General features: G+C 60.6%; 20 protein-coding genes. 4 read left to right on the forward strand and 16 right to left on the reverse strand.

Translation table 11 applies throughout. The features are described 5' to 3' along the window. Window positions 1–4: 4 nt before the first annotated feature. Window positions 5–1177 (forward strand): MFS transporter, encoded by a 1173-nt coding sequence (locus tag ACZ500_RS20325; RefSeq protein ID WP_464229279.1) that lies wholly within the window; start codon window positions 5–7, stop codon window positions 1175–1177. Between the two features lie 21 nt (window positions 1178–1198). Here ACZ500_RS20325 and ACZ500_RS20330 read toward each other — a convergent pair whose 3' ends face one another. Further along, entirely contained in the window at window positions 1199–2308 is a 1110-nt protein-coding gene (locus ACZ500_RS20330; RefSeq protein ID WP_464229281.1) for a TOBE domain-containing protein, read from the reverse strand. A 176-nt stretch (window positions 2309–2484) separates the two neighbouring features. Between ACZ500_RS20330 and ACZ500_RS20335 the strand changes: the two genes are divergently transcribed. Next, window positions 2485–3447: a sulfite exporter TauE/SafE family protein gene (locus ACZ500_RS20335; RefSeq protein ID WP_464229282.1), complete on the forward strand. Its 963-nt coding sequence runs from the start codon at window positions 2485–2487 to the stop codon at window positions 3445–3447. Window positions 3448–3571: 124 nt separating this feature from the next. On the opposite strand, the gene ACZ500_RS20340 is transcribed toward ACZ500_RS20335, so the two are convergent. The 8 genes from ACZ500_RS20340 to ACZ500_RS20375 form a co-directional block, all read right to left on the reverse strand. Continuing rightward, complete coding sequence (locus ACZ500_RS20340) at window positions 3572–3892, reverse strand: hypothetical protein (RefSeq protein ID WP_464229284.1); 321 nt, start codon at window positions 3890–3892, stop codon at window positions 3572–3574. Next, window positions 3889–4359, reverse strand: coding sequence for a hypothetical protein (locus ACZ500_RS20345; RefSeq protein ID WP_464229286.1), 471 nt, complete (start codon window positions 4357–4359; stop codon window positions 3889–3891). Before ACZ500_RS20345 ends, ACZ500_RS20340 begins: the two co-directional genes overlap by 4 nt. Window positions 4360–4361: 2 nt before the next feature. Continuing rightward, window positions 4362–8927, reverse strand: a complete 4566-nt coding sequence (locus tag ACZ500_RS20350) for a phage head morphogenesis protein (protein WP_464229287.1) — start codon at window positions 8925–8927, stop codon at window positions 4362–4364. Beyond that, the gene (locus ACZ500_RS20355) at window positions 8924–10444 is read right to left on the reverse strand and encodes a phage portal protein family protein (protein ID WP_464233099.1); all 1521 of its coding nucleotides are present in this window, start codon (window positions 10442–10444) and stop codon (window positions 8924–8926) included. The genes ACZ500_RS20350 and ACZ500_RS20355 overlap by 4 nt, the downstream gene beginning before the upstream one ends. A 612-nt stretch (window positions 10445–11056) precedes the next feature. After that, the gene (locus ACZ500_RS20360) at window positions 11057–12340 is read right to left on the reverse strand and encodes an MFS transporter (protein WP_464229288.1); all 1284 of its coding nucleotides are present in this window, start codon (window positions 12338–12340) and stop codon (window positions 11057–11059) included. Next, on the reverse strand, window positions 12337–13143 hold the full coding sequence (locus tag ACZ500_RS20365; protein WP_464229289.1) for an endonuclease/exonuclease/phosphatase family protein: 807 nt from the start codon (window positions 13141–13143) through the stop codon (window positions 12337–12339). Before ACZ500_RS20365 ends, ACZ500_RS20360 begins: the two co-directional genes overlap by 4 nt. A 24-nt stretch (window positions 13144–13167) precedes the next feature. Beyond that, window positions 13168–13710 (reverse strand): Chromate resistance protein ChrB, encoded by a 543-nt coding sequence (locus ACZ500_RS20370; protein WP_464229290.1) that lies wholly within the window; start codon window positions 13708–13710, stop codon window positions 13168–13170. Window positions 13711–13772: 62 nt separating this feature from the next. Continuing rightward, entirely contained in the window at window positions 13773–15299 is a 1527-nt protein-coding gene (locus ACZ500_RS20375) for a terminase large subunit domain-containing protein (protein WP_464229291.1), read from the reverse strand. Between the two features lie 331 nt (window positions 15300–15630). Between ACZ500_RS20375 and ACZ500_RS20380 the strand changes: the two genes are divergently transcribed. Together ACZ500_RS20380 and ACZ500_RS20385 are read left to right on the forward strand one after the other, a co-directional pair. Then, window positions 15631–16032 carry a hypothetical protein gene (locus ACZ500_RS20380; protein WP_464229292.1) on the forward strand — a complete coding sequence of 134 codons (402 nt, stop codon included), beginning with the start codon at window positions 15631–15633 and terminating at the stop codon, window positions 16030–16032. Continuing rightward, window positions 15986–16945: a tyrosine-type recombinase/integrase gene (locus tag ACZ500_RS20385; protein ID WP_464229293.1), complete on the forward strand. Its 960-nt coding sequence runs from the start codon at window positions 15986–15988 to the stop codon at window positions 16943–16945. The genes ACZ500_RS20380 and ACZ500_RS20385 overlap by 47 nt, the downstream gene beginning before the upstream one ends. Before the next feature lie 311 nt (window positions 16946–17256). Here the strand turns inward: ACZ500_RS20385 and ACZ500_RS20390 are convergent, their stop codons facing one another. From ACZ500_RS20390 to ACZ500_RS20420, 7 genes are all read right to left on the reverse strand, one after another. Then, complete coding sequence (locus ACZ500_RS20390; RefSeq protein WP_464229294.1) at window positions 17257–17787, reverse strand: hypothetical protein; 531 nt, start codon at window positions 17785–17787, stop codon at window positions 17257–17259. A gap of 85 nt (window positions 17788–17872) precedes the next feature. After that, window positions 17873–18139 carry a helix-turn-helix domain-containing protein gene (locus ACZ500_RS20395; protein WP_464229295.1) on the reverse strand — a complete coding sequence of 89 codons (267 nt, stop codon included), beginning with the start codon at window positions 18137–18139 and terminating at the stop codon, window positions 17873–17875. After that, the gene (locus tag ACZ500_RS20400; protein WP_464229296.1) at window positions 18136–18993 is read right to left on the reverse strand and encodes a hypothetical protein; all 858 of its coding nucleotides are present in this window, start codon (window positions 18991–18993) and stop codon (window positions 18136–18138) included. The genes ACZ500_RS20395 and ACZ500_RS20400 overlap by 4 nt, the downstream gene beginning before the upstream one ends. A gap of 418 nt (window positions 18994–19411) precedes the next feature. Further along, the gene (locus tag ACZ500_RS20405; protein ID WP_464229297.1) at window positions 19412–22732 is read right to left on the reverse strand and encodes a CHC2 zinc finger domain-containing protein; all 3321 of its coding nucleotides are present in this window, start codon (window positions 22730–22732) and stop codon (window positions 19412–19414) included. A 29-nt stretch (window positions 22733–22761) separates the two neighbouring features. After that, window positions 22762–24990 (reverse strand): SF1B family DNA helicase RecD2, encoded by a 2229-nt coding sequence (gene recD2 / locus ACZ500_RS20410; protein ID WP_464229298.1) that lies wholly within the window; start codon window positions 24988–24990, stop codon window positions 22762–22764. After that, window positions 24960–25424: an ERCC4 domain-containing protein gene (locus ACZ500_RS20415; RefSeq protein ID WP_464229299.1), complete on the reverse strand. Its 465-nt coding sequence runs from the start codon at window positions 25422–25424 to the stop codon at window positions 24960–24962. The genes recD2 and ACZ500_RS20415 overlap by 31 nt, the downstream gene beginning before the upstream one ends. Window position 25425: 1 nt before the next feature. Beyond that, window positions 25426–25935 carry a DUF669 domain-containing protein gene (locus ACZ500_RS20420; protein WP_464229300.1) on the reverse strand — a complete coding sequence of 170 codons (510 nt, stop codon included), beginning with the start codon at window positions 25933–25935 and terminating at the stop codon, window positions 25426–25428. Window positions 25936–25944: the final 9 nt, after the last annotated feature.

Consider the following 25944-nt stretch of genomic DNA (forward strand, 5'->3'; position numbering starts at 1 on the left):
ACACATGAGGAATAGAAACAACCAGGTTGCTTTGCGTTTCGTGATCCTCCTGGGGGTCGTCAGCCTTTTCGCGGATATGACCTATGAGGCGGCTCGAAGTATCACCGGCCCCTACCTGGCCATCCTCGGAGCCAGCGCGACTGTAGTCGGCGTAGTCGCTGGTTTGGGGGAACTCATCGGTTATGGGTTGAGAATTGTCTCAGGGCTCATCAGCGACCGAACACACCGATACTGGGCGATCACCATCGCGGGATACGCGGTTAACCTGCTCGCCGTACCGGCCCTGGCCCTGGCGGGAAGCTGGGAAATCGCCGCCGTCCTCATCATGACCGAGCGCTTCGGTAAAGCGATTCGGACTCCGGCCCGGGACGCTATGCTTTCCCATGCGGCTCACGGCTTAGGCCGAGGATGGGCGTTCGGTATTCATGAAGCCATGGACCAGATCGGAGCCATGATCGGCCCGATAATCGTCGCTGCTGTCCTGGCGTGGAAAGGCAGCTATGAGTATGGATTCGCCGTGTTGGCCGTCCCGGCGTTGCTGGCTCTGGCTGTGCTTGCAGTTGCCCGGATTAGCTACCCTCAGCCACACGACCTCGAACCTTCGTTCCGTGCGCCCGAAGCGAGCGGCCTTCGTTCAATCTTCTGGCTCTATCTCATGGCCGTCGCCTGCATCGCTCTCGGGTTTGCCGACTACCCTTTGGTGGCGTTCCATATGAAAACCGAAGGAATCATGGCGGACAAATGGATACCCTTGATTTATGCCGGAGCCATGGGCGTGGACGCTTTGAGCGCACTCGCTTTCGGGCGCTTGTATGACAAGAAAGGGGTTCCAGTCTTATTAGTCGTGATAACGGTATCGGCATGGAGCGCGCCCCTGGTTTTCTTGACCGGACCGGTGCTCTTGATCTTGGGAATGGCCTTGTGGGGTATCGGCATGGGCGCGCAGGAATCAATCATCCGTGCCGTTGTCGCCGACATCGTTCCTCGAGATCGGCGAGCCACGGGGTATGGAGTTTTCAATGCGGGTTTCGGCATCGCCTGGTTTGCCGGCAGCGCCATAATGGGTCTTCTGTACGACCGATCTTTGATCGGTTTAGTGACATTTTCCGTTGTCACCCAATTGTTGGCGCTGCCCTTACTTTATCTTGTTCATAATCGGTTTAAGCAAGGCTCTTAACAATAAAGTCGCCACAGAATATCACTCCAAATGGAGAACCACTGAGAAACAGTTAAATAAAGCCCACACCTGTTCGCCGGGTTCGATGGATAGGCATTGGGCGCTCTCTGTTGAAACAACGGCACACAACACTGTTCCATCGGCAATCCGGACGGAATATTCAGTATTCACTTGGCCTTTGCTGATGCGTTCGACGACCCCGTTGAATCGATTCTCGGCGCTGCACTTAGGTTCTTCATCCCCGCCGTGCAGGATGACCCAAGGTGCCTTGACTTCCGCCGTAATCAGCCGTCCTTCTTTCAACGCAAGCAATTCCAAGCTGTCGTTGGTGATAACGGTTGTGATGGAATAGCCGCTTATTGTGGTCAGCACCACGCGGGATTGGATATCTCCCCTTTGGATAGCCTGAATTTTTCCGAAAAAGGAGTTTCGGGCACTGGTCTTGCGCGCTGCCTCCCGATCCATGAATAGTTTGGTCACCTGCTCAATGTCGTCTGCGGAAAAGGACACATAGGATGAGGTCAGGTTGGGCGTCGAGTGGCCGAGCATTTTTTGTACTGCCGGCAGGGGCAGGTTTCCCTGCATCATCTCCACAGCGCGCGCCTTGCGGATCATTTCCGGTCCGCCCAACCGTTTGGGAAAACCGCAGTCTTGGGCGCGCTCGTAAAACTTGCGGCGCACGAAACCTGGATCAATGTCAAACAGGTCGAGAGGAGATTCTTGAAGAAAAGGTTTCGAAAGGACGGCCTGAATTTCCTTCGATAAAGTCTCGGAGATCTGCACTCTTCTGTGTTTGTTATCCTTGTCTGCATCCGAGTTGTGTAGCACGACGGCGTTGCCTTTGATGTCGATGTCCTCTACCGGATTCAAGGCCAGTACCTCGTTCAATTTGGCCCCTGTGAACCGAATAAGTAAAAAGATGATTAGAATGCGCTGCCGGGCGTTTCGAACATCCTCACGCGGCGAATCGTCCGCCCACTTCCTGAAGGCTTGCTCCAACCTGCCGAGTTGGACCGCATCTAGGCATTGGCCTTCCTTCGGTATTGAGACAATGCGTCCATGGTTTGCCTCGCGTGAATCCACACGTTTTGGAGCGAACCGGGACTGATTCACCTTTCTTTTTGATTGCATTTTTAGCATCCCCAAGATGATTGATTGGCAACTTCCGCGATCCCTTACCGTTTATTTCTCCCCGTGCCCAGAATGATCAATATTTCTTGACATTCAAATGGCCCACTTGCTATACAGTCACGTAAAATATAATATTCGTGATTATAGTGTCAACGCCTTTATCGCCGGAGGCCAAAATGTTTTTTCAAACCGCAGGCATCGAAGTCGCGCTCTGGATACCCCCCCTGGTGGCATTCGTAGTCTCCTTTTTCACTTCCATGGGTGGAGTTTCCGGTGCTTTCTTGCTGCTGCCCTTCCAGATGTCGTTTCTCGGGTACACCAATCCTTCGGTCAGCGCCACCAATCAGGTGTTCAACATCGTGGCCATCCCCAGCGGCGTGTATCGCTACTGGCGCGAGGGGCGGATGGTATGGCCTTTGACCTGGGTCGTGATCGCTGGCACGCTGCCGGGTGTTTTTATCGGGGCCGTCGTGCGCGTGGCCTACCTGCCCAATCCAAAACATTTCAAACTCTTTGCCGCGGGCGTCCTTCTTTATATCGGGCTTAAAATGATACGCGACCTGATGAAAAAAAATGCGGCAAATGACAACAAAGCGAACAGTGAACGGCGGTTTCAGGAGTTGGTAAGAAGCTACCGTTCGAAAACCGGCGGCGAGGCAACCGCCGAGGAAAAGCGTTTAAGGCCCACGACGGTTACCCATTTCAACCTGAAACGGCTGGGCTACACGTTCTATAACGAATCCTTCGATGTTTCCTTTTGGGGAATCTTCACCCTCAGCTTTATCGTGGGCATTGTGGGCGGCGTTTACGGTATCGGCGGCGGGTCCATCATCGCCCCGTTTTTTGTAACCTTTTTCGGTCTGCCGGTTTATACCGTGGCCGGAGCGGCTCTGATGGGCACCTTCGTCACCTCGGTGGCCGGAGTCGCTTTTTACCAGGCCATCGCGCCCCTTTACCCGAATATGTCGGTGGCTCCCGATTGGCATTTGGGGGTATTGTTTGGAATAGGTGGAATGGCGGGCATGTATCTTGGCGCGCGTTGCCAGAAATTCGTACCCGCCAAGGTTATCAAATGGATGTTAGCCGGCATCATCGTTTTCACGGCTCTTAAATACATGGCTTCGTTTTTTGGGTATTAAAACAAGGCAGTGCGCTATCCAGTTGGGTTAAATCGAAAATTACCTTTTTCCCAACCGCCTTGCTAATTTGTTTCACAATGGGCAAGTGCCCCCACGGTTCTGGAAACGATTGTACTTTCCCTAATTATGAAAGGATCGTTTTGACGCAATCCGCCGCCGAGAAGTGTTTGTCGGTTTCGAGTACGGGACCGCGCATGCCCCGATATTGGGAAAGGGTGCCCTGGTGGTAAGCCAGAAAATCATCGGGCAGGCTGCGGACGCCTTGCTCCACCAGTCGGTTGACCACCCACTGAGCGTCTTCCTCGGCGTCTGCATTTCCGGGCAGGAACTCGATCACCAGGTCCAACCCCGGTCCAGGGCCCTGAACCCAGACTCCGATGGGTTCGTAGCGCGGTTCGCGGATACGGTCGCGGAGCGTGTACTCGATCATGTACTTGAGCTTCATTCCCATTCCTCCGCGATGCGGGTGTGCTCGGTCAGAAGCTCGGCGTCGATCCGCTCGAAACGTTCCCGGTTCTTTGCTTTGTAGCCGCTCCAGCGCTTCCAGTCCGCGGCCTGGTCGGGTTCCTGATCCGGGAAGATGAGCTCGATGTGGAACCTGCGGTCCCGGTCATCGATCAGATCGAGCAGGTAGGTGTCGCCCTGCGACCAGGAGACTACCTTGATGGTGTGGGTGTGCTGGAAGCCTTCGTCGTAACAGAGCATTCTCAAAAGCAGCCAGAAATCGACACGCGTCACCTCGCCCCCGGCGTCGAAGTGCGGAGCTACACGGGTCACGGTGAACCCATCCACGAGTCCGACCCGGACCGGTGTCCGGCCTTTCTCCGCCAGCGTCATCCAGGAGCCGTCCATATTGAACGGCTCAAAGAGCGCCTGCAGACGGGCCTTCTCCTTTTCGATGAACTCTTTCATGCTCACCTCACCAGCACGATGTCCTCGACCTTACGGCCGTCGGGCAGTTTCATGATTTTGCGGTTGCGAAACACCTCCAGCAGTCGTTGCTTCTCCCGCTCGCTTCCGACCACGATCACGTCGATGTTGTCCAGCAAGGTCACCGAATATTTGAAAATAGTCTCGTTGCCGCTGCGACGGGCGAACTGCTTCCATTCCTCTGGGTTGCTCCCTCGGTGGTTCGAGACGTACTCGTCCCGCACCCGTCCGAAGGCGTCGTGGTCGTAGCTGATTGCGTCCATGCGCCGGAGCATCCGTTTCTTGAAGTAGAGTCCTGTGTCGGACGATCCTCCGGTCGTCGGGAGCTTTTTGATCCGGGTGAAGAAGTAGCTCGCTCCGCCGGTGTCCATGTCGGCTTCCGGAGACATCCCGCCCACCGGCACTCCGGCGCGTAGCTTCTCGACCGTACTTACCATGGCTCCGTTGTTTCCCAGCGCCGCGTCGATGAACGACACCGCGTCCTCGCCGTTGGTCAGTCGGTGGTGGAGGCCGTACCCCTTCATCTGTTTCTCGATATCCGCGTCGGATATATCAAAGCGGTATTGATGCCGGTAGCCGGCGCGCTTGGCGGGGTCCTTGAATGCAGCCTGGTATTCGCCCATGGGGTCGTAGCCCGGCATGCGGGTGATGTCCTTCACCCCGAGCCGTTTTTCCCAGAAGCCGCGTATTTCCTGGACGCGTTCTTCCTTGCCCGCGGCCCGGCGATCCAGATCCTCGACCAGCCGCTTGTAGTCCGGTTCGCGACCCACCTTGGCGAGGTATGCTTGCTTGTGAAGATAGAGAAGCTCGGCATCCTGTGGTGTGGCCGCACCGGCCTTGATGCCCAGCGATTCCATCCGTTCCATGGCCCGCTCGAGACTCTTGGCGTCCGGTCTGTCCGGAAGGACCAGTTCGAATTCGCCCTGTTGGGCATAGAGGTTTTTGTCCGACCAGGGGCGATACACGGCGCGTGTGCCGTCGCCGAAATCGATCTCGTACTGCTCGCCGGCCTTCATGGCGCGGCCGCGGAAGAGTGCCGAGTTGTCCGCCGCTTCGTCCACGACGACGAGTTCGCCGTTCTTGAGCTCCCGTTTGGCCTGAAGCACCTTAGTCCGCCGCACGGTGAAGGGAGCGTCCTTCGATTTCTTTTCCGGCGCGGCGTGTTTCTTGAGATAGGCATCGAAGCGCCCGCCTACCGGTTTGTGTTCCCGGGCGGCTTCCTGGACCTTCTCGATCCAATCGATGTAGCTTCGGGCCATGGCCCGCTCGTCCGGGTCGGCCGAGTCGGCCAACCGCTTCAAGGCCTTCAGATGTTCCGTAGCCTTCTTGAGCGACCCCTGGTTGTACTGCTGGTCCGTAGCGTGGTGGTTGACCGTCTTCACCGCGGACAATATATCCTGCGCGAAGACGTCCTGCGGCAGCGACTCGCCCACCCGCGCGGCCGCAGTATCGACTCCCGCCTTGCGCAATGTCTCCAGGAGCTTGCCTTCCGCCTCGGGCCGAACCTTCATCTTGACCACGGTCCGTTGCTTTCCCTTCAAGGTCTCGACGAATATCAGGGCGTTTTGGTCCTCGATATCATCCTCGTCGAAGGGCAGGACCTTCCCCTGCCAGCCGAGCGAACGGACCTCCTCAAGAAGCGCCTCTTCGGTCGGACCCAGGCGCGTTTTCGGCAGCGCCTCCAGCACATCCTCGAAGCGGAAATCCCGACGGCCCAGCGCGTCCGCATAAAAATTCTCGAAATCGCGGCGCAGGTTCCGTTTCCGCGCCAGGACGGTGTCGTAGAATGCCTGCTTGCGGGACTCGTCCCTCCCGAACCGTCCCTCGGCATAGGGGCGCAGGATGGCCAGGTAGTCCTCATCAGCGATCTTTTCCACTTCGCGGATGTAGCGAAGGGTCGCCGCGGGGTCGACCTTGACCTTGCCTTCCTTGGCGGCGCGGAAAACCGTATTGTAAAAAGGTTCTTGTTCGCCGTACTTGGCGTTCGGGTGATAGTCGATGGCCAGACGGTCCTCGCCCAGGTATTTGAAGATCTGCCCCTTGTCGATGCCGTAGACCTTCCCGTCACGACCCCGCAGGAATTGCTTGGCATGGCCGTCATGATTGGAGATCAGCCAGTCGACGACGTGCTCCCGCTGAATCTGCTCGATGTCGAGGGTGGTGAGGTCTGTGAGGTCCAATCCGGCGAAGTCGAAGCGATCCTTGAGATCGGTCCTCCACTTCTGGATTGAGCCGAGGCGTCCGTTCAGACGGATGGTGCGGACCTCAACGGCGTCCGGATCGATGAGCCGCCCGATCTTGTAGGCAGCCTCCTCTCCGAAGGCGATGAACTCGTCACCGGCCCGTTCCACCGGCTTGAAGAGCCAGCGGTCACCCGCTTCATCGGTCCAGAACTCCTTGCTGTGCGCGCCGCCGACCTGCGCCTTGCCGGCAGACGTGAAGTTCCCCGGCTTTCCCTTGGCGATCCAGGCCGCGTCCGCCTCCTCGAACTGCGTGCCTTTCTTCGTGAAAGTCGGTGGAGATGGTGGTGTCGGTTTCGGAGTCGGCGCGGGCTTCGCCGATTCGGGCGCGGCGACCTTCTTTTTGCCGCCGTGCTTTTCCAACCAGGCGGCGTGTTTCGTTTCGATGCCGGTCTTGGCGGCCTCGATCTTGGCCGGGTCGGTCTCCGTAAGCAGAGTGACCAGTTCGTCCTTGTTCGCCCACTGCCAGTGCTTGAGCTTGGTGTCCTTGGCCAGGGTCTTGAGGTCGCCGACCTTCATGGACGCGACCTGGTCCTGGAAAAGCTTTTTCTTGAGGGCGAGCTCTTTGGCGTGCCCTTCGAGCATTTCCTTTGGCAGACTTGGTGATGCAGAGATCGCCGCCTCCGCCTCTTTCACCGCCGAGAGGAAGTCGGCGTATCCTGCGGGGGAGTCCGGCACGACCACCTTCGCCGCGGTCTGCTCGACGGCCTGCTTCGCTTTGTTGATTGCGGCCTTCTCGGCTGCTTCGAGAGCTTCTTTTTTGGCCTTTTCCGCCAGCTCCTCACCGGCCGTTTTTTCCAGCGCCTTGACAAGCTGCTGCTTGTTCTTGAGCGGGCCGATGTGGTGCTTTTTCTTCGCGTCGATCAGGGACGCGCCTTTGAGCCCCGTGTGATCCACACCGGGTTCGAGTTCGTCGAGCAGGTCGATCACGTCCTGTTTGGTCATGTTGAGGGAGACGCCCTTGGTTTTGGCCATCCCCTGGAGCTCGACCACGGTGAGGTCATGCAGTCCGCCGCTCGGCGGAATTTTCTTGAGCTGGTCCGCGAGTTGCTGCGCCTGCTTGAGGGCCGCCTGTTTCTGCGCCAGGAGTTGGATCAGGTCGTCTTTGGCGCGGAGCAGGCCGATTTTATGTTCCTTGCGCTTGGCATCGAGCGCGGCTCCGGCGAGGGTGGAGTGGTCCACGCCCGGCTCCGCCGCGTCGAGCAGATGGATGAAGTCGGCTTTGGTCCGAGCGATGGAGACGCCGTTCTGCTTGGCCAGGGTCTGAAGTTGCTTCACGCTCAAAGTGTTCAGATCGGCGATCTGTCCACCCTCGAAGGCGGCCTTGAGCTTCGCCTCCTCGGCGGCCTTGGCCTTGGCCTGCTCTTCGATGGTCTGGGGCGGGATAATGCACGCGGCGGGTTCGTCCGTCGCCTTCGCCCCCAGCTCTCCTCCGCAGATTACCAGCGGCCACGCGACCACGCTCGTGCAGCGGCAATTGGGATGGGCCGGCTGCTGGGGAAAGCGATTTGTGTCGAACACCTTGCCGTCCAAAGGCCCACAGACCGGACAAACCCGCTCGTCCTCCATGGTCATCCATTCGAGCTTCCGGACTCCGACCTGGTCGTGGAATTTGAGTCGCCCCTGGTTGTGGGCGCGCAGGACCTCCGTGCGGGCGATCACCTCCATGCGATACTGCGCCTTGGTGAACACCTTGGAACCGGCATAGCGGAAGGACTCCGGGTCTTTCACCACTCGCCCAAGGTCGCGGACGATGTCCTCCACGCCCTTGCCGGTGGCGACACCGCCCATCACGACCCGCTTGATGCCGTCGGCCAGCTCGCGGTTGACATCGTCGGCCAGGACCAGGTTGTAGTTGGTCATGAAATCGAGGGCATCGGTGTCCACCAGGGTGAATACTCGGGTGGCGAGCTTGTCGATGCCCACCGGGGTCAAGTCGCGGTAAAAGGGAAGCTGGGCCGCGGCGAACTCGTCGATGCCTCGGTAGATGCCCTGGCGGAAGGATGTTTTGGCCGTCTTCCGGAAAAGCAGCGTCTGCTCCCGGTGCAGGCGGCTCGTGGTCTCCTGGATGTCGGCTTGCAGTTTCTTGAGACCTTCGAGAGCGGCGAGCTTGTTGTCGGGGAGAGAGCCGAGGCTCTTGTAGCGGAGGATGGCGCGGCGGACCTCCTCCTCAGCCCCGGCAAGCATCCCGGTCAGCTCGGCGACCGTTTGCTCCGTATAGAGATTGCGAGCGCGGACGCTCTTCTCCGTGGCCAGGCGGATGGCCTCGGCTTGGGAGAGCGGAAGTTTGGCCGCGAGCGCACCGATCATCCCGCGCACTCCCGACACGCCGCCTGCCGGGACGTCGATTCTTCCTTCCGGTCAGAGCCGTGTTCCATCGCGGGGGACTTCGGGTCGAAGAAGCGGCAGACCGGGGTATCGAAGGTGGTTTCGCTGCGCTGGACCCGGCAGTGGTTGAGATCGCCGTCGAAATGCGCGCAGTCGTCGCAGACGGCGGCGATGTTCGCGCGGGCGAACGGCCCGGCCCACGATGCCTCGGCGCGACTTCCCGCCGGGTTCTTCGCCGGATCGAGTCCGAGCATCTCCTGGGCCGTCTCGACGCCCATGATCCCGGCGGCCACCATATCGACGATGGGCTTGATCTGCTTTTCGTCGAGCATGTCCACCGAGCGCTTCTCGGTCTCCCGGTTGGCGGCCTCGATGTCAGGGTCGAGGTCCATCTTCAATTGCAGGCTCGAACGGCTGATGAGCTTGCGGTCGTAGAGTTCGATGAGCAGGCGCTTGAAGTCGACCGCGTCCGAGGGATCGAGGTCGTTGAACAGGAACTGGAGCGTCTTGTCTTCCCAGCCCTTGAGCTCCAGCCAGTCGTTGAATACCCAGTTCAGGATGATCCGGGCGGCCTGCTTGATCTCGCGGATCATCACCAGCATCTTCTGGAGGCTCACCGAGGCCGTGGCGAAGTTCGGTCCGTCGCCGGTCACCAGCGACCGCGAGAGACCAAGCGCCACGACGATGTCCTCCTTCACTTCCTTGACCTTGTCCTCGACGTTGAGAACCTGCCCCTCGGTGCCGTGGGTTTCGACCGTGACGTAGAAGGGGACGACCAAGCCGCTCTTGAGGTCCATCTTGTTGACCATGTCCCGGACCTGTTCGAGCATTTTCTGGTCGGGCATGACCATCTTCTGGCCGAACGCGCCACCGACCTTGAGAAGTCTGAACGGCGTAGCCCAGCGCTTGGCGATGGCCTGCTCGGCCCGGCGGTAATCACGCAGGAGTTCGATGGACTGAAACGCAGGAAGGACGAGCGAATTGCCCCGTGGAGAGAAAGCCGGCGCGTCCCACTTGAGGTGTAGGACCTGCTCCACGGGCAGGTCCAGACCATCCGACGCACCCGGATTGTCCTCGGGGACCTGCAGAACCTCCACGAGTTGTCCCTGGGCATACTTGACCTTGACCGACACCGGGTTGACGCAGACCAGTTCCTCCAGGTCCTTGCCGTCTTTGGTGTAGCGCTTGAATCCGACGGCGTCGCCTTTGACCAAGAGCTGCAGGATCATGTCCTTGACGAACTCGGAGACGCTCAGGCGGTCGGCGACATCCATGGCCTCCCACTTCACCTTCTCATCATCGCTCGCGATCTTGATCTCGTCGCCCACGGCGAAGGTGCGCCAGGAGTTGACGCAGTTCTTCACCAGCGGCTCTTCGAGGTAATACTCCCAGGCCCTGCGCGCCCGGTCGTCCCAGGAAGCCGGGATCGCTTCGGACGCGTTGACCTTGCTGAACACGGACGGGTCCAAGGCTGCGGCGGCGGCAAGAGGAACGAGCACCAGACCGTCCGCTGAAAGCGGTGTTGGCTCAGCGCCCGATACGGATGCCGGGCTGTCGGATGTCGGGTTGCTTTGTGTTTCCACCGGGGTCCTCTCGGTTTCTTGCCCTTGTGGGCGCGACATTCGCGCCGTGTGGCGGGGAAAGCCCGCCCCTGGGGTTATCTACCGGAGGCGGGGAAGGAACGTCGGTGGGTGGGTTTCGGTCTTGACCAGAGAAACCGGCTTCGCTTGACTTTGACACGGTGAACCCAGAGGGGAAGCTGGGTTTTATGTATTTGCGTCAAGCACCGAATATCTCAACGAAGAATCGTGAAAGCTCCGCTCGTGTAATTCAGATAAACACCGGCTCGGTCGTCAGCGGCACCAGAGAAATCGTCTCCTCGCCCACTTGGTTGAGAGGAGAGGCGGGAATGACAGTTGGTATGTAATCCAAATGCAGACCATCTGCACTTGAGAAAAAATGCCTAGGGTGCATTTTCCCCGACAGTGTGGGTATAAACAGCCCTTTCAGACAAACTGCCGCCACTTCTTCTCGGCTGGCTACAACTTGTCTGATAAGGAAGCATTCGAATCGGGTGGGCCGAGCCGCAAATTCAGGCAGGATTAATCGGATTATCGTGGAGAAAGTCGGATCAAAGCCACTGTTCCGGCGACCATGAAAAGTGCGGCGACGCCGAAGCCGATCATGGGAGAAAATGCCGTCCACAACACCCCAACCAAGGAACTCGAAATGAATTTCGCCGTTCCATTGACGGTGCCCAGAGCGCCATAGCTTATCGCCAAGGTCTCAGGCTGAACCATTTCCGCCGTTACGGTCGATTCCAGCGTTTCCTGCACAGCCATATACAGTCCGGCGACAAAGAAGAGACCCGCCAGCAAGGGAATGCTGTCGATGCCGATCCAGAACGCCAACACTGTCAGAATCGCCATCAGCGCTCCCAACACATAGCCGACAATCAGTACCGTCAAATGGCCGATGCGGTCAGCCAGGATGCCCACCGGATAGGACAACGCGACCTGCACGACATTACGCCACACATAAAGAAGCCCAGCCACCTGGGCAGCCTTCACAACACCCAGCGAGGATGTCAACAGCGTCGTGGCGGCCAGAATCAGCAAGCTGTGCGAAAAGTCGCCGATGCCGAATAGACCGACTGAACCGAGATAGCGCTTGAATCGTCCCGGCAATCCCTTCAACGAACTGAAAAACTTCAGGGCGGGATTTGGTGAATGTTGCGGGTCTTTGACCAATGTCAGAAAGGCCAGCACCGCCAGCAGACCTGGGATGATCGACATCCACAACACAAGGCGGAAAGGTCCGTCGGCACCGTTCCAATGCCAGCCCTGGGCCAGGCCGAGAAGCGCAACCCCCAGTAGAGGGCCTGCCACCGCGCCAATCGTGTCGGTCGCCCGGTGAAAACCGAAGGCCCGTCCACGTGTTTCCGGGGTGACGGACTGTGTCACGATGGCATCGCGCAAGGGGCCGCGCAGCCCCTTGCCAAACCACGATACCAGCCGTCCCAACAGGACCAATGGCCAGCCTGCCGCCAGAGCGATCAGCACCTGTCCGACGGGGGTCAGCCCGTACCCGACCAGCACCAACAGTTTCCGATGGCCCAGTTTGTCAGCGATGTAACCGGAAATCATTTTCGTGAAGCTGGCCACCGCATCGGCGATGCCTTCGATAATACCGAGCGCCGCTGCTGGAATTCCAAGCACGGCGAGAAAGCCGGGGAGGATCACTGTGGTGGTTTCATAGCAGAAGTCACCCAATGCACTGGTGATGCCCGCTCCGGCCACAGTACGGTTGAGCCAGCGTGAAGATTTCGTGGCCGTTGTGTCTGCCACGTTGTCTCCTATGGGGGCAATGATGAATTCTTCTGGTTCATTCATCATTGCACCTCGAAAGTGGCCAAAACAGGATAGTGGTCGGAAGCCATGTCAGTCGCGGGTGTACGGATGACCTCATAAGAGCTGGCGCAGGCTGCGAGCGCCTTGGACGCCAGCAGGTAGTCGCAGCGCATGGTGGCGAACTCGGCGTCGCGGTAGGCTGCCGTCGGGACGGTAGGTACCCTGTCGGCGTCCAGTTTGTAACCGAGATCGACCCAGCCTGCCGCCTCCAGATGGGCGAGTACGCTGTGGTCGATGCCATGCAGGTCATCGGATAGGTAACGGGCGCGGTGATGCGTCGCGAGCGCGGACCAGTCCTTCGGTTCCGGATCGTGTGGAGAAGCCGAGTTGAAGTCCCCCGTGATTAGCGTCAGCCGCTCCGGAGCCGCGTGCACCGCCAGATACGCCGCTTCGCGGCGGCGTACCTCGGGGCCATTGGGGCACAAATGGGCGCTGATGAAGGTTATGGGCTGTTCGGTACCGGGCACGGCCACCTTGAGCATGGCCAGCGTATGGTGGAAGTGCACGCCATCGGCATCGAAGCTCAGAGGACGCAGCGAGTCGTGAATGAAGATGGCGATGTTTTGCCCGGTGCGCGGCGCAACGGCCAGAAAGCCGCGCATGCCGATCTGCTGTTCCATCGCATAGAGCCACGCGCCGCCGTTGGCGTCAAATCCCTTGGCTTCCTGCATCAGGAGCACATCGGGCTTTAGATCGTTGATCAGGCTGATCTGTGCCTTGGCGCGTGTGTCATTGCTGCCATCGCGTCCGGCGAAGAGCGTGTTGTAGGTAAGTACAGTCAGTTTCATGGATGCCTCTTATCCCCTTTCAATTTACTGATTTTCGTCGTGTGCATCGAAAACCCGCTGCGCGTAGCTGTCCAGCAATGCCTCGCAATGTTTCAAGCGCTGCTCGGCTTCGTCCGCCAGGTTTGCACCGTAGAAATCAAGTTTGCGGATTTTCTCGAGCCAGGACTGTAGCTTCTTCAGGTCGACATCGTTTTCTTCAAGTTCCGCATAGGTGAAATGGTTGGCCTCGGTTTCCTTGGCGATCTCGGCTTCGAAATCCTTACATTTGCCGAGAAACTCGACATACTCTTCGTCGCGGTCAGCCTTGAAGCGAGCAATCACCTTGTTTTCTTGCGCCTGGTCCAAAGCAACGGTTTCCAGAAGGACCGACTCACCCGCCATTTCGGAGATCTCATTCTCGACCATTTTGAGGCGACGAGCGTGGTCGTCGGTTCTGGGCAACAAACAAACGCCGTTCTGCAAATAGACGGCTCCCATGCCCTTGAGCCGGCGCCAGAGGGCGACTCGCTTTTTGGCGGGTTCCGCAGGGACTTTATATGTGAGCAACAGCCAGTTCTTAGTTTCCATGGAACTAATTAAATGTAACGACCGTAACATGTCAAGAGAAACGTTTCAGAGAAACGTTTCGGTCAGATAAACACCGGCTCGGTCGTCAGGGGCACCAGGGAGACTGTCTCCTCGCCCACTTGGTTGAGGGTGGACTGCTCCCGGGCCAACATGGCGCAGCGCACGGCGTCGATGACGTGATCGTTGCCCTTGGAATAGACGATGCGTCCGTCGTGCAGCGTGTAGGTGTGGGTGGTGAACTGGTCCTCGATCTCCAGGTCCTCGATGGGGAACACGAGCTGTCGTCGCTGCAGCGCCCCGGCGATAAGGCTGGTCATGAATTCCTTGGTCCGCTTCCTGACCTCGTGGCCGTCGCGCACGGCCAGGGTGGTCATGCCCCCGAAGTCGTAACCGCGCAGCCGTCCCTGAAGAGCCAGGTCCTTGTACTTGTCCAGGGTAAGCAGTTCCTGCACGACGGCCATCCCGTTGCCGCCGTTGTCCACACCGATGCCCGCGGCTGTGTAATACCGGTCCAGAAGCGCGATGGTCTGGGCGATGTGGGGATAGGCCACGTGCTCCATGCGGACCCGTAGGACCAGCTTGACGATCCTGCGCTCGGGCAGTTCGATTTCCTGGAAAACGACGATCTCCGTCGGGTCGTTGGTGTATCCCAAGTCTCCTCCGATCCAGAAGACGCCGGTCCGCGGCATGAGATTGAGCAGCATCTCCAAGCGGTCGTGGGATTCCTCCTCGGTGGCGCAGCCGCGCAGTTCCTCGCCGGTGACGACGACCTTCTGATACTCGACTACGTCCTGTCGGCAGAGATTGAGGTGCTCGACATTGAACGCGCCGTAGGAAGGCTTGCCGTGTTCGCCGGCCACCTCGTGCTGCCAGCCCGCGCTGTCCCGCCCGCCGTAGAATTCCAGCAGCTCGGCCTCGCGCTCCTGGGTCCACGCCGGGTGCAGCCAGGAAGGCCAGCGGAACACCCGGAACTGGGTCGAGCCGGTCAAGCGGTAATAGGTCGTGTCGCGCAGCCCGTTGGGCGTCGAATAGATGCGCAGTCTGCCGCCCGACTTCAGACACTGGCGCAGGGCTTTCCAGGCCCGCTCGGTGAGCCACGCCCCTTCGTCCACCCAGACTCGGTCCACGTGCAGCGAGCGGAAAGCATCGCCGTAAGCTCCGGCGGGACGGAAGTAGAGGATCGCGCCGTTGGTGAATTCGAGCCGGAAGTAGGGTTTGCGGTGAATCTTGGGCTTGCCGTACTTGGTGAGGGCAACGCTGACCATGAGGTCCGGGTTGGCGTCGAGCTGGAACTCGATCTCCTCGATCAGCGTGTCGAGATGCCCTTGGTGGGGCGCGGCGACGAGCCCCTGGCAGCCACGGTTGGTGAAGGCGAAATGCAGGGCGTCGGTGGTGATGCAGACGCTCTTGCCCACGTCGCGCCCGTCTAAGTGGATGATGTTCCTGTCCGGACAGAGAAGGTCCTCGGCCTGGTGAAGCCAGTATATGCGTTGCCCACCGTCGCGGTTGCGCAGGTATCCCTGTCCCCAGAGGACCGGGTCCGCCAGGGTCTCCGCCAGTTTGCGCTCCTTGGCGGACATGCGGGCCATTAAGACGGCCTCGCCATAAAAAATCCCCAGGGGACCATTTTAAACAACATGGCCAACGATGCCGCCAGGATTGCAACCACAATCGCCCGCAATATGAGTTCAAATTCCTTTTTCACGAATGCCTGCCTTTCACTGCAATGTTTGTACATTCATGCAAATACCGATGGAACGCCTTGACTTCCTGCGCACACGAAGCCTGTATGTGAATGTGCGCGGAGCCTTGAATTACAAGACTTTGAGCCATTTGAAGGAAGACGCCGGATGCGCGTTTTCGACTCCAAGGCATCCGGTCCGGGAAACCTGAACTCAACAAACGAAAGGAGAACAAGTCATGAACGAGACCCTGCATCAGGCCGCCCAGGCCTATCTGGAACACCTGCGGACCCAGGGGAAGAAGGAGCGGACGCTCTACACCTACGGCAAGGACTTCGAGCAGATCGAGGCATTCTTCGGTTCCGAGCGCAAGCTGTCCAGCGTCCTCATTCCGCACGTGGGAAAATTCTTCAAGTCCGATGCGCTGCTCAAGCTGCCCAACGGGCGGGAGCGGTCCACGCCCACGGTCGAAAAGACCAAGCGGGTGCTCCGCATGTTTCTGATCTGGGCCAAGGAGACCGGTCGCATCGACAAGCTGCCCCTGCCCAAGGACACGCCCATGGGCCGGAGCGCCAAGAAGGGAGGACAGCGCGATGATGAACACGATGCCATCGAGGCTCCGGTTGCTGAGCAATCCTGAGCCTTCAGACGCGCGGTCCTGTTTCACCGACGCCTTGGAAGCCTTCGGCAGAAGGCTCACCGCCGAGGGACGTTCGGAGAACACCATCAGCGCATACCTGCGCGATCTCTCATACTTGTCCGACACTCTCCTCCGAAACCATCCGGGAACCGCCCCGGACGAGGTGACCAGCGCCATGATCGACGAGGCGTTGACCTCGCCGCTGGTGGCGATCTCGGCCAGGGGCAGCGTCCGGTCGCCGGCGTCCATGCACCGGTTAAAAGCGGCTGTCCGGTCGTTTTTCACCTGGGCCGAGCAAAACGGGATTGTCCGGGAGAATCCGGCCGGGTCGTTGACCCTTCGCAGGCTTCCCCGGACTCCGCCCAAGTTCCTGACCGAGGCCGAGAAGCGCCGTCTGCTCAAGGAACTTCGCGGCAGGGCATCCTCGCTGGCGGTCCGGGATCGCGTCATCATCGAACTCTTCCTCGGGACCGGCATCCGGCTGCAGGAACTCGTCGACCTGGACATCGAGGACGTAGACCTCGACGCCAAGCATCTCCGCGTACTCGCCAAGGGCTCCGTCCCGCAAGTGAAGTTCCTAAAGTCCACCCTGCGCTCCCTCCTGCGGAGTTACCTGGTCGAGCGCCGACGCCGGGGCGACGGCGAATGCCGGGCCATGTTCCTCTCCAACCGCGGAGAGCGGCTCTGCGAGCGGCAAGTGGCCAGGCGGCTCGAGTATTGGCTCAAGGCCGCGGGCATCGACAAGAAGCTCAGCCCGCATGCGCTCCGGCACACCTTCGCCACCCACCTTTACAGCCGGACCGGGGACATCCTGGTGGTCCAGCGCGCCCTCGGTCACCGGGACCTGTCGACCACCCAGGTCTACACCCACCTCGTGGACGGCGCTCTGGAGGACGCCCTCGAGCGCCTCTGAACCGCAACCGACCATGGAAACCAAGCGGTCCATCCGGGCCGCTTTTCCATTCCCGCCTTCGGACAGGCAATGACAGAGGCAAGAGACAGTCAGCCCACAGTCGCGTCCCCGAACACATCCGCAGACAATGATGCGGGCAGCATCGAAGCCTTGAGATGCCGGGCGGAAGCATTGATTGACAGAACCTTCCGCCGACCGGCGGCTTCGGAATGTCAGAGAACACGTCTTATCCGACATTCCCATGCCGGGGGTGGCCGCAAGTCCGCGTGTTTCGCGGGTCGCTGCATGGCGGGCGGTGGTGTTATCCGACCTCATTTACGCGTTTTCCCTCCCGCGGTCGTTTTCCTGGCCGGTTTTTTCTGCGACTCCGCCAGCTTCTCAATGAGAGCCGTGGCCCACTCCGCCGGCGTCGTCTCCGGTCCCTGGGATGCCTCGCCCTCACGGGCGATCTTGGTGGCCTTGAGGTCCTTGAGGTGGCAGCGGATCATTCGGTCCAGCCGTTCGGCTGCGTCCCAGTCGCCGGACTCCTGGGCCCGGCCCAGTTTGAGGAAGTAGACCGCCACCAGCTCGACCTGCATGAAGTCAGAGCTCTTGTTGAACACGAAGTCCTGGTAGAGCTGGCCGATGATGGCCTCGAAGAGGGGACGCTCCTCTGCAGAGAGGAAGCGGTCGGCGTAGATGCCGTGGCGCAAACTGTTCTGGTTGCCCGGGACTGCGCCGCTGCCGGTCCGCGCCTTGGCGGCCTTCCGTACTTCCTGCGCGGGCGCGGCGTTGCGGTGCCAGCGTTTGAGCTGACCCGCGTCGTGTTTTCCGATCCTGTCTTGGGCCTTGTCGTCTGCCATGGTCACCGCGTTTTTCGTTTCGGCATCTCGGGGTTCGGGGCGGAAGGCGGATTTCGCCCTCTTTCAGGGAAAACCCCTTCGATACCTACCGGAGCGGATCGCAATGCGTCGGTGTGGATTCGGCCCGGCTTTGGGCCACGATCTGGCGCACCCGGCGCGATGTGACGCCGGAAAGCCGGGCGATCTCGCGCGTGGGCACGCCTTGTCCCTTGAGCGCCAGCACGAGCTTGCGGCGTTCCTCGTAGAAGCCCACATCGCTCGGCACCCAGAGAAGACCGGTAAAATACCGCCGGACGGCGTCGAGCACATCGGGCGGCAGGATGTCCCTGGCGTTGCCGTAGGGCCGTTTCATGTTTTGGGGTTCGTTCTCTTGAGCCATGGCTGATCCACGTCCGGGTTGTGGAAACGAAGACGGTTCTCCCGCGGTGGCGGGCCGATGATCTCGATGTACTGCCGGGTCACTTCGCCGATGCGTTCGTTGGCATCGACGAAACAGACGAGTCCGAAATCCTCGCCGCAGGGGAAGCGGAACCGTCCCCGGTTCTGGTAAAGCCGCGCCTCGCTCCAATCGAGGGAAAGTGCCTGGTCCCGGATGGCATCGACTTTGTCGACGGCCGAAGGCGGGACCTTCTCCGTGAAGCGCCACTCCCCGTCCTTGGGGTACAGGTATCGCTCGACCGGCGGCGTCGAAGGGTTTGGGACCGGACGGGAAAGTGAAACGGACGACGGCTGGTCCTGCTGAACCGTGCCGAGCGTCGGCGGAGGATAGGTCTTGGGGTCAAGGCTCCGAACGGCGGCGAGAAGGTCGTCCTCGCCGAAACGCGCGACGGCCCAGGCATGAATGTCGTTGAAGCGGGTTCGCAATCCGTCGAAGGCGGCGGGATCGAGTCGTCCTGATTCCAGCGCCTTCTTGGCCATCGCCATCTTGTGCCGGAGCCATGCGTAGTATTCCGGGTCCAGACGGCGATAGCAGACGCCGTTGATGCCCACGTCCCGCGCGAAGTGTCGAGGCTTGTCGGTTTCCCAAGAATCCAGGTTCGTGGCCGCATAGAGCGCGGTCTCTCCGGAGGGCTCGACTGTGGGAGGATCGTCCCTGCGCTGCTCTTCCGTTGTCTCTTGCCCGGAGACAATCGGGACTTGGCCGTTCGAATCGACCGGGGCCGATCCTCCGGCGGTCTGTTGCATCATGAGTTCGAGAAGGCTCACGTTCCCTGCTCCAATCGGGTGGTTTCCGTTTCATGGGATACCTACCGGAGCGGAGCCTGTACCGCCGGGATGCGAAGGTGCGAAGGTCTATGAATGCGGTTCGAACCTTCGCAGGAGCCTTCGCGGTGCTGTAGATGATTGATATTGCTGTTAGATATGAAGAAGGAAGAAGAAGGTGCGAAGGTTACCGGGGGAATTACTCACGTATGAGCGGAAAAAAGCAGGTGGTCCGAGGAGAGACCCGCGGTCACGGCATGCGATGTATTTTTTCTGAGTAAGGGGGGTGGACCCCTGAAACCCTTCGCACCTTCGCAGTCCCGTCACAACAGCTTGATTTAACGATGTTTACAGGCGCGAAGGTCCTTCGCGGTTTGCGAAGGGTACCCTTCGCACAAGGAGGAGTCGGCGGGAAAATGGATCAGACGAGGTAGGTGACGTCGTAGGTGGCGGTGCGCCGGACGGAATGCTCCGACCGGTTGACGGCGATCTCGAACCCGGCCTGGCGGATGGTGTCCAGATCGTTCGAGAAGCGTTGGGCGAACTGCTGCACCGAGTTCATGCTGAAGGACAAACCGAAATCCTTGGACAGCCGTTTGATGGCCACGAAAAGGTCGCGGGCCAGAGCGCCCTCGATGGTCGTCTCGTTCCGAAAATCGATCTGGTAGCGCTCGAGGAATGCCGCCTTGTTGGTCTTGGCGACGTTCATGGCGGTGCTCTCCCGGTCCGCTTCGAGCGCGTGCCGGTAGGCCTTGAAGAGCGCCGCCAGACAGGTGGCGATGGGATTGGACTCGCGGGCGGTCTCGAGGCTGACGCTGTTGAGCGTGGCGATCCGGCCCACGAACTGCGGATGGAGTTCTTCCAGCGCCCGGTCGATCTCTTCCTGATGCTCACCGGCGAGCATCATCAGGTACATGAGGCTCAGGTAGTCGTTGCATCGCCGCTTGCTGTGGTTGCCGAGGCTTCTGTGTAACAGCCGCATCACCTTCTCTTGAGCGCCGGCCCGGAGCATGGCCAGCAGGTGGCTCGTGCGCTTCATCAGGGAGGAGACGATCAGATCGCGGTGTTCCCGGAGCGCGGCCAGAATTTTCGCTTCGAGGAAACAGTCACTCGCCTGCTCATCCATGTCGAAGCGGATGATGAACGAGCGGGACAGGATTTCCGCGAGCTCCCCTCCCAGCGGCTCGATGCCCGTGGTGTTGAGCAGGCACTTGGTCCGTTCGATGACCGTCTCGGTGTCCGTGCCGCTCTTGCGCTTTTCCTTGGCGATGCCGGTGATGCTGGTCAGGATGAAGGTCGTCAGGTCCTCGGTCATCTGCTTGACCTCGATGTTGTCGAGGACAATGAGCGGGTTCTGCGAGCCGTCGGTGTAGTTGGCTGCGTCGGTGCTCTTCTTCTGCTGGGGCTCGCCGTAGAGCAGCGCCGAGATCAATTTGCTCGCGGTGGTCTTGCCCGAGCCCGCGGGACCCTCGAACCGGGTCATGGGCCTTGTGCCGGCGAAATCGATCAAGAGGAAACAGGAAAGCCACGAGAGGATCAGCACCCGATCCCCCGGCGCGCAGGTGAGATTGTCGAGCAGCAGGTCCACAAGAAGCCGGTCGGCTTCCGCGGGATCGGCGTCGGCAAGGAAGCGAATCGGTGCCAGCTTCCGCGAGCCGTCCAGGATGACGCCGTCCGCATTGCCGCCGTTCTTGAGGATTTCGACCCCCTCGGGAGTGATCTTGGCGATCTCGTGGTCGGTGTTGTTCAGATTGAAGTAGACCGTTTCCCTGGCCACATCCGTATGAAGCCAGGAAAAATGCTCCCGCACCTGCCCGCGCTCCACCGCCAGGTTCGCCAGCACCTCGTAGAACGTCCTGCCGCCACCGGTGGTCTGCACCATCCCGGTGTGCTTGTACATGAGGGACGCGTAGAGCCGCTTGCGGCCGCGGTCCGGCGTATCCATCCACAGGATCGCGTCTTCGAAGAACATGAACGGCTCGCCCTGCGGCGTGCGGAAGAACCGGGCCCCGTGGGCCGCGAACCAATCGTAGGCAGCCTCGGCGGCGAGCGTGAAATCGGGTGCGCCGCGCTCCTCTTCGGTGGCGAGCAGCACTTCCTCGATGCGCGCCCGGCACGATCCGGGAGAAGCATCCGACGAACGTTTCTCCCGCTTTCGTTCCTGTCTGGCCTGGGACCTCTGCTCTTTCTTCACCGCCCGCACCTGTTCGCGCAGCGTGGCCAGCGAGAGTCCCGTTTTGCCGTACCGCTCCTGAACGAGTTTCAGATGGCGGTTCTGTTCCAGCGGGGAGAGGTACGCGGCTTCACGCAGAATCGGTTCGAGCAGCCGGTTGCGCTCCTCCTCCGAGACGTCGGTCGGCAGATGGGAGATACCGAATTCCAAGGGCGTCTCGGCCTTCGCCAGCAGATCTTCAAAGTCTTGGGCCGAGTGACCCGCCACGAAGTAGTCGTTGACATCGATCTTGGCTTCGGAGAGCAGACGCTCTGCTTCGCGGATTTCCTCCGGATTCCGGCCGTCGAGACGCTTGGCGAGCTCGCGGGGTCCCACCACCGCGTCGAGACCGAACCGCTCCCGCAACTCCCGGCGGGCGTTCTCGCGTCTTTCGTCCAGGGGGAGAACCGCAAGCCGGGTCTGTATCCGGTGTTCGGAAAGGACCGTTGCGGTCTTGAGCGCGCCGTTCATCCCGGCCTGCGAGATCTCGTTGTCCTGGCAGATGTAGACCGTCTTCACGTTGCGAAGACGCGGCAGCAGCCGCTCCCAATCCGCCTCGCGGATACGGACGGTCACCGGCGACACGGCCGGGAATCCATGTTCCATAAGCGAGATGCAGTCGGTCACTCCCTCGGTGATGATCAACCGCTCCGGTCCGGCGAGCAGACAGTCCTCGTTGTAGAGATGACTGTTGTCGATGCACGGGGCTATGTGTTTGCGGGTGTTTTCGTCGTGGACCGGTAACTTCTTGTACTTTCCTTGTTCCCATGGCTTGTCCGGTGTCCACGGGGTTTTGCGGCCGATCATGAACACGATCCGGCCGCGGCTCCAGTAGGGAAACACGATGCGCCGGTCGAAGAACGGATTGAGTCCGTCTTGGTTGGTGGGACGAAACGCGCCGGATGCCGCCAAATCCCGCGGGGAGAAACCGCGCTCCTTGCCGGTCAACTTCCGGACGATGCCCTCGTCGCCGTAGTTGTCCGCATAGCCGATGAGGAGCCTGTCGACTGTCTCCATGGAAAGGCCGTACTTGGACCGGAGCCATTCGAGGACTTCGGGATTGTCCTTGAGCCGCCCGTGATAGCGTTCCGCCAGGGCCGTCAGCACATCGTGGACCCGCAGTTCGACCAGGCGCTCCGCCTCAGCTTCGGCAAGTTCCTCCGGCGAGAGTCCGTGCTTGGCCAAAGACGGCAGGCCCACCTTGGCCGCGAGGAAATCGCGGGCATGCTGATGGCTCTCCGGCATGGGGCCGGACTGGCCCCGAGTCACCTGGCCCGACTGGATGAACTCCACGAGCTGGAGCACATCGCCGCCCACGCCGCAGCCGAAGCAATACCAACCCTGCTTGTCGAGCATGACATGAAGGGACCGGTGCGATTGGCTACTGTGGTTCGGACAGTCGCATTGGAGCAGGCGGTCGGATTCATGCAGGACGTGAGCGCCAAGCAGATCCCGGGCGACCGCACCGATGTCGACCTCGGTGATCCGCCGGTAATACTCCCTCACGTTGTCCTGACGTTCGAATGCCATGCGCGCTCCGCTCCAAGAATGTCCATTCGCTACCGGCCGGTCGTCGCGGGAACACGGGATTCCTCAAGGCGACCTGCGTCCAGCAGGAGGGAGAGGAACGTTCGGCGGTCGTCCTGTTTCCTCTTTTTGGCGCAGTTCGAGATGCCCCAGCGGTCCCCGACGAGGACCGTCGTCTGTCTGGCCCGCGTGACGCCGGTGTAGAGAAGGTTCCGGTGGTGCATGAAGGAGTGGGCCTTGTGGACCACCACCACGGCGCATGGAAACTCGGAGCCCTGGGCCTTGTGGATCGTCAGGGCATAGGCGAGTTGGATGTCCTGCAGGTTGGGCGAACCGGCCTCGATCTCCACCGGGATGCCGTCGAAGTCCACGCTCAGGGAACCGTCGCGGCCGACGTGGAGCACCACGCCCATCGCGCCGTTCATGACGCCGATCTCGTAGTTGTTCCGGGTCTGGATGACCTTGTCATGCGCGAGAAACTTGGGCCGGCGACCGGGGGGCGTCGAGGGCGCTTCGACATTCCAGAGTCTGCGCTGCACCAGACGTTGGAGCTCGCAGTTGAGATCGCGCGTACCCAGCGGGCCCTTGTGGGTCGGAGTCAGAAGCTGGACATCGGTCAACAGGTCGAACCCGAGGCGTTCCACGAGTACATTTTCGAAGAGGTCCAGTATGAACCGCTGCGCGTCCCATTGATCGGTGAACTGATCCACGACGTACCAGGCGCGGCGGCCGGAGGGTTCGGCATCGCTCGTCTTGCGGACCTCGCCGTTCAAGACGGCGATGCAGTTCTCCTTCAGGATGCCTGCCTGCCGAACCACCTGGTCGAGGAGCACCGTGGGAACCATCCGCGACTGGACCAGGTCCCGCAACAGATTGCCCGGTCCGACGGGAGGCAGTTGGTTGTGGTCTCCAACCAGCACAACGGCGGTCCGCTCGAGATCGATGCTCTGAAAGAGGTGCCAGGCCAGGGGCACATCCACCATCGAGACCTCGTCGACGATGATCACGTCGGCGTCGAGGGGATCGGCCGGTCCCCGGGCGTAGTCTTTGCCGTTGAAACCCAGCAGCCGGTGGATCGTGCCCGCTGGATGGCCGACGACCTGTTCGAGACGCTTGGCGGCCTTGCCCGTGGGCGCGGCCAGGATGACGCGCAGCCCCTGTTCCTCGTAAACGCCGGTGATGGCGGATACGGTGAAGGTCTTGCCGCTGCCCGCTCCGCCGGAGATGAGCGAAATCGAATGACGAAGCGCTGTGACGGCGGCCTGCCGCTGACCCGCGTTGAGCTGCGGCGCGGTTTCAGCGACCATGTCGGGCAGGCGGTCTCGGTCGGAGAAGTGCGGGTTGGGCGCTCCGCCGTTCCGGAAGACCTTGGCCAGGTCCTCCTCCATCGCGCGGATTTCGGGTTTGGCGACGAGGAACCTCCCGCCGTGGGAGACGCAGACCAAGACCTTCTCGTCGATGAGCCGGTCAAGCGCCTGCTCGATGCGGTCCCGGCTGTCGAGGACGTCCATGACCAGCAGTACGTTGGCTTGATCGACCAGCTCCTCGAACTCGATCCAGCAGTCGCCTTGATCCAGCGATTCGTTCACGCAGTGGAGAACACCGGCCCGGATGCGCGCGGGATCGTCTTTGGCGGTGCCCGTCTTCCGGGCGATCTTGTCCACGCGTTTGAAGCCGAAACCGCGGACCTCGCGCACGATGATGTAGGGATCTGCCTTGAGCAGTCCCAGCACGTCGTTGCCGAACTTTTTGACCAGGCTCGTCACCTGGTGATGGGTGAGATCGAAGGCGGCCAGCCAGGTAATCGCCTTGTTGGTCTCCCGCGTCTTGAGCCACTCCGCGCGGAGCTTCCGCACGGCATCCGGCGACAGCCTGGCCGCCTCGGCGATTTGTCCGGGCTCGTCGGTGATGATCCGGTCGAAATCGTGACCGAAGCGTTCGGCGATCAGACGGGCCTTGACCGGGCCGATGCCCTTCATCTCCGGGTGGTTGGCCAGGTAGTTGGCGAGACCGTCGGCGTCCAGATCGAGGTCGTATTCCATTCCCTCGACCTCGAATTGTCGACCGTATTTCGGGTGGGTCACCCAGCGGCCGTTCAACACGACCGGTTCGTTCTCACGGGCAAAGAGCCTTCCGGCGAACTGCACTTCGTCGCCGTTGGTCGTCGTGAGACGGCCTGCGGAAAACCGCGGCCCGGCGTAAAAGACCGTCTCGACGCGGCCGCGGACGGTTACGGATTGGTTGTTTGATCTTGTTCGCATCGTCTCGATACCTTCCGGTGATACCTGTGTAGAAATTCCTCCACGAACCGGCAGGCAGCCTGCCGGTCGGAGCAGAAAAACACGGGGATGCCGAAGTCGACGACGATGGAAAGCAGAGTTCCCAGGACGGCGTTGGGATGCGCTCCGGAGCGGTAGCGGCCGCCGAGAATGTCCCGGAGATCCGCTTCCACCACTACGCATGCGGCGTCGTACTCGCAGAGACGGCGCAGCTCCCTGGTGAACCGCTTGCGGGAGCGGATGACGGTGGAGACGAAATCCTCGAGAGTCTTTCGCTCCACCGCCACGGCATCCTCATGCCCCTCGACGGAGTAATCCCCGGCGGGGAGGGCGCGGCGGACGACCTCCGTGCAACCGGATTCGAAGGCGTAGGGTTCCTGCTCCCGCGTGTCGACGACGACGGTGACCCGGTTCACGTCAGAACGGGGCCAGGGCGTTACGAGCCGCCGAGTCGTATTCGTCTCCGCCGTCTTCGAGCACGATGCGCCGGTTGATGTAGACGTTCTCGTTCTCGCCGCGCGTGCGCTTGGTGATCTCGAGCTTGACGTTGATGAGCTTCGAAAGGCTTGCCGGAAGCTCGGAGAGCTTGTCCAGATCCAACCCGCAGGTGTGCAGGTCCGTCTTGAGCCACTTGATGTTCTCGCGGGTGGCCATGACGTTGTTGCGCCACAGGAGTCTTCCCCGGAACTTCGGGGCGAGGATGCGCAGCGTCCACTTGAGCATTGGGTTGCCCGAGGTCTGGGCACGGGTCAGCTCCGCCCTCTCCACGTTCACCTGGTACTTGCCATCCGGGATGGTCTCGAACTCGCGTTCTTCGACCTCGGCATGCGCGAAATCGTCGTCGAACTGTGCGAGGTCGATGTCCTCGGTGCCGCGGGGCTCGTCGAAATGTCCGTAGTCTTCGTTCTGCATTGTCTGTTCCTCCATCTATGGGTT

Source organism: Desulfatiglans parachlorophenolica (assembly GCF_055394735.1).

What these genes read in the sequence shown, in the direction of transcription:
- ACZ500_RS20325 (WP_464229279.1), top strand. Translation starts at nt 5, where the DNA reads ATGAGGAATAGAAACAACCAGGTTGCTTTGCGTTTCGTGATCCTCCTG.
- ACZ500_RS20330 (WP_464229281.1), bottom strand. Translation starts at nt 2,308, where the DNA reads ATGCAATCAAAAAGAAAGGTGAATCAGTCCCGGTTCGCTCCAAAACGT.
- ACZ500_RS20335 (WP_464229282.1), top strand. Translation starts at nt 2,485, where the DNA reads ATGTTTTTTCAAACCGCAGGCATCGAAGTCGCGCTCTGGATACCCCCC.
- ACZ500_RS20340 (WP_464229284.1), bottom strand. Translation starts at nt 3,892, where the DNA reads ATGAAGCTCAAGTACATGATCGAGTACACGCTCCGCGACCGTATCCGC.
- ACZ500_RS20345 (WP_464229286.1), bottom strand. Translation starts at nt 4,359, where the DNA reads ATGAAAGAGTTCATCGAAAAGGAGAAGGCCCGTCTGCAGGCGCTCTTT.
- ACZ500_RS20350 (WP_464229287.1), bottom strand. Translation starts at nt 8,927, where the DNA reads ATGATCGGTGCGCTCGCGGCCAAACTTCCGCTCTCCCAAGCCGAGGCC.
- ACZ500_RS20360 (WP_464229288.1), bottom strand. Translation starts at nt 12,340, where the DNA reads ATGATGAATGAACCAGAAGAATTCATCATTGCCCCCATAGGAGACAAC.
- ACZ500_RS20365 (WP_464229289.1), bottom strand. Translation starts at nt 13,143, where the DNA reads ATGAAACTGACTGTACTTACCTACAACACGCTCTTCGCCGGACGCGAT.
- ACZ500_RS20370 (WP_464229290.1), bottom strand. Translation starts at nt 13,710, where the DNA reads ATGGAAACTAAGAACTGGCTGTTGCTCACATATAAAGTCCCTGCGGAA.
- ACZ500_RS20375 (WP_464229291.1), bottom strand. Translation starts at nt 15,299, where the DNA reads ATGGCCCGCATGTCCGCCAAGGAGCGCAAACTGGCGGAGACCCTGGCG.
- ACZ500_RS20380 (WP_464229292.1), top strand. Translation starts at nt 15,631, where the DNA reads ATGAACGAGACCCTGCATCAGGCCGCCCAGGCCTATCTGGAACACCTG.
- ACZ500_RS20385 (WP_464229293.1), top strand. Translation starts at nt 15,986, where the DNA reads ATGATGAACACGATGCCATCGAGGCTCCGGTTGCTGAGCAATCCTGAG.
- ACZ500_RS20390 (WP_464229294.1), bottom strand. Translation starts at nt 17,787, where the DNA reads ATGGCAGACGACAAGGCCCAAGACAGGATCGGAAAACACGACGCGGGT.
- ACZ500_RS20395 (WP_464229295.1), bottom strand. Translation starts at nt 18,139, where the DNA reads ATGAAACGGCCCTACGGCAACGCCAGGGACATCCTGCCGCCCGATGTG.
- ACZ500_RS20405 (WP_464229297.1), bottom strand. Translation starts at nt 22,732, where the DNA reads ATGGCATTCGAACGTCAGGACAACGTGAGGGAGTATTACCGGCGGATC.
- recD2 (WP_464229298.1), bottom strand. Translation starts at nt 24,990, where the DNA reads ATGCGAACAAGATCAAACAACCAATCCGTAACCGTCCGCGGCCGCGTC.
- ACZ500_RS20420 (WP_464229300.1), bottom strand. Translation starts at nt 25,935, where the DNA reads ATGGAGGAACAGACAATGCAGAACGAAGACTACGGACATTTCGACGAG.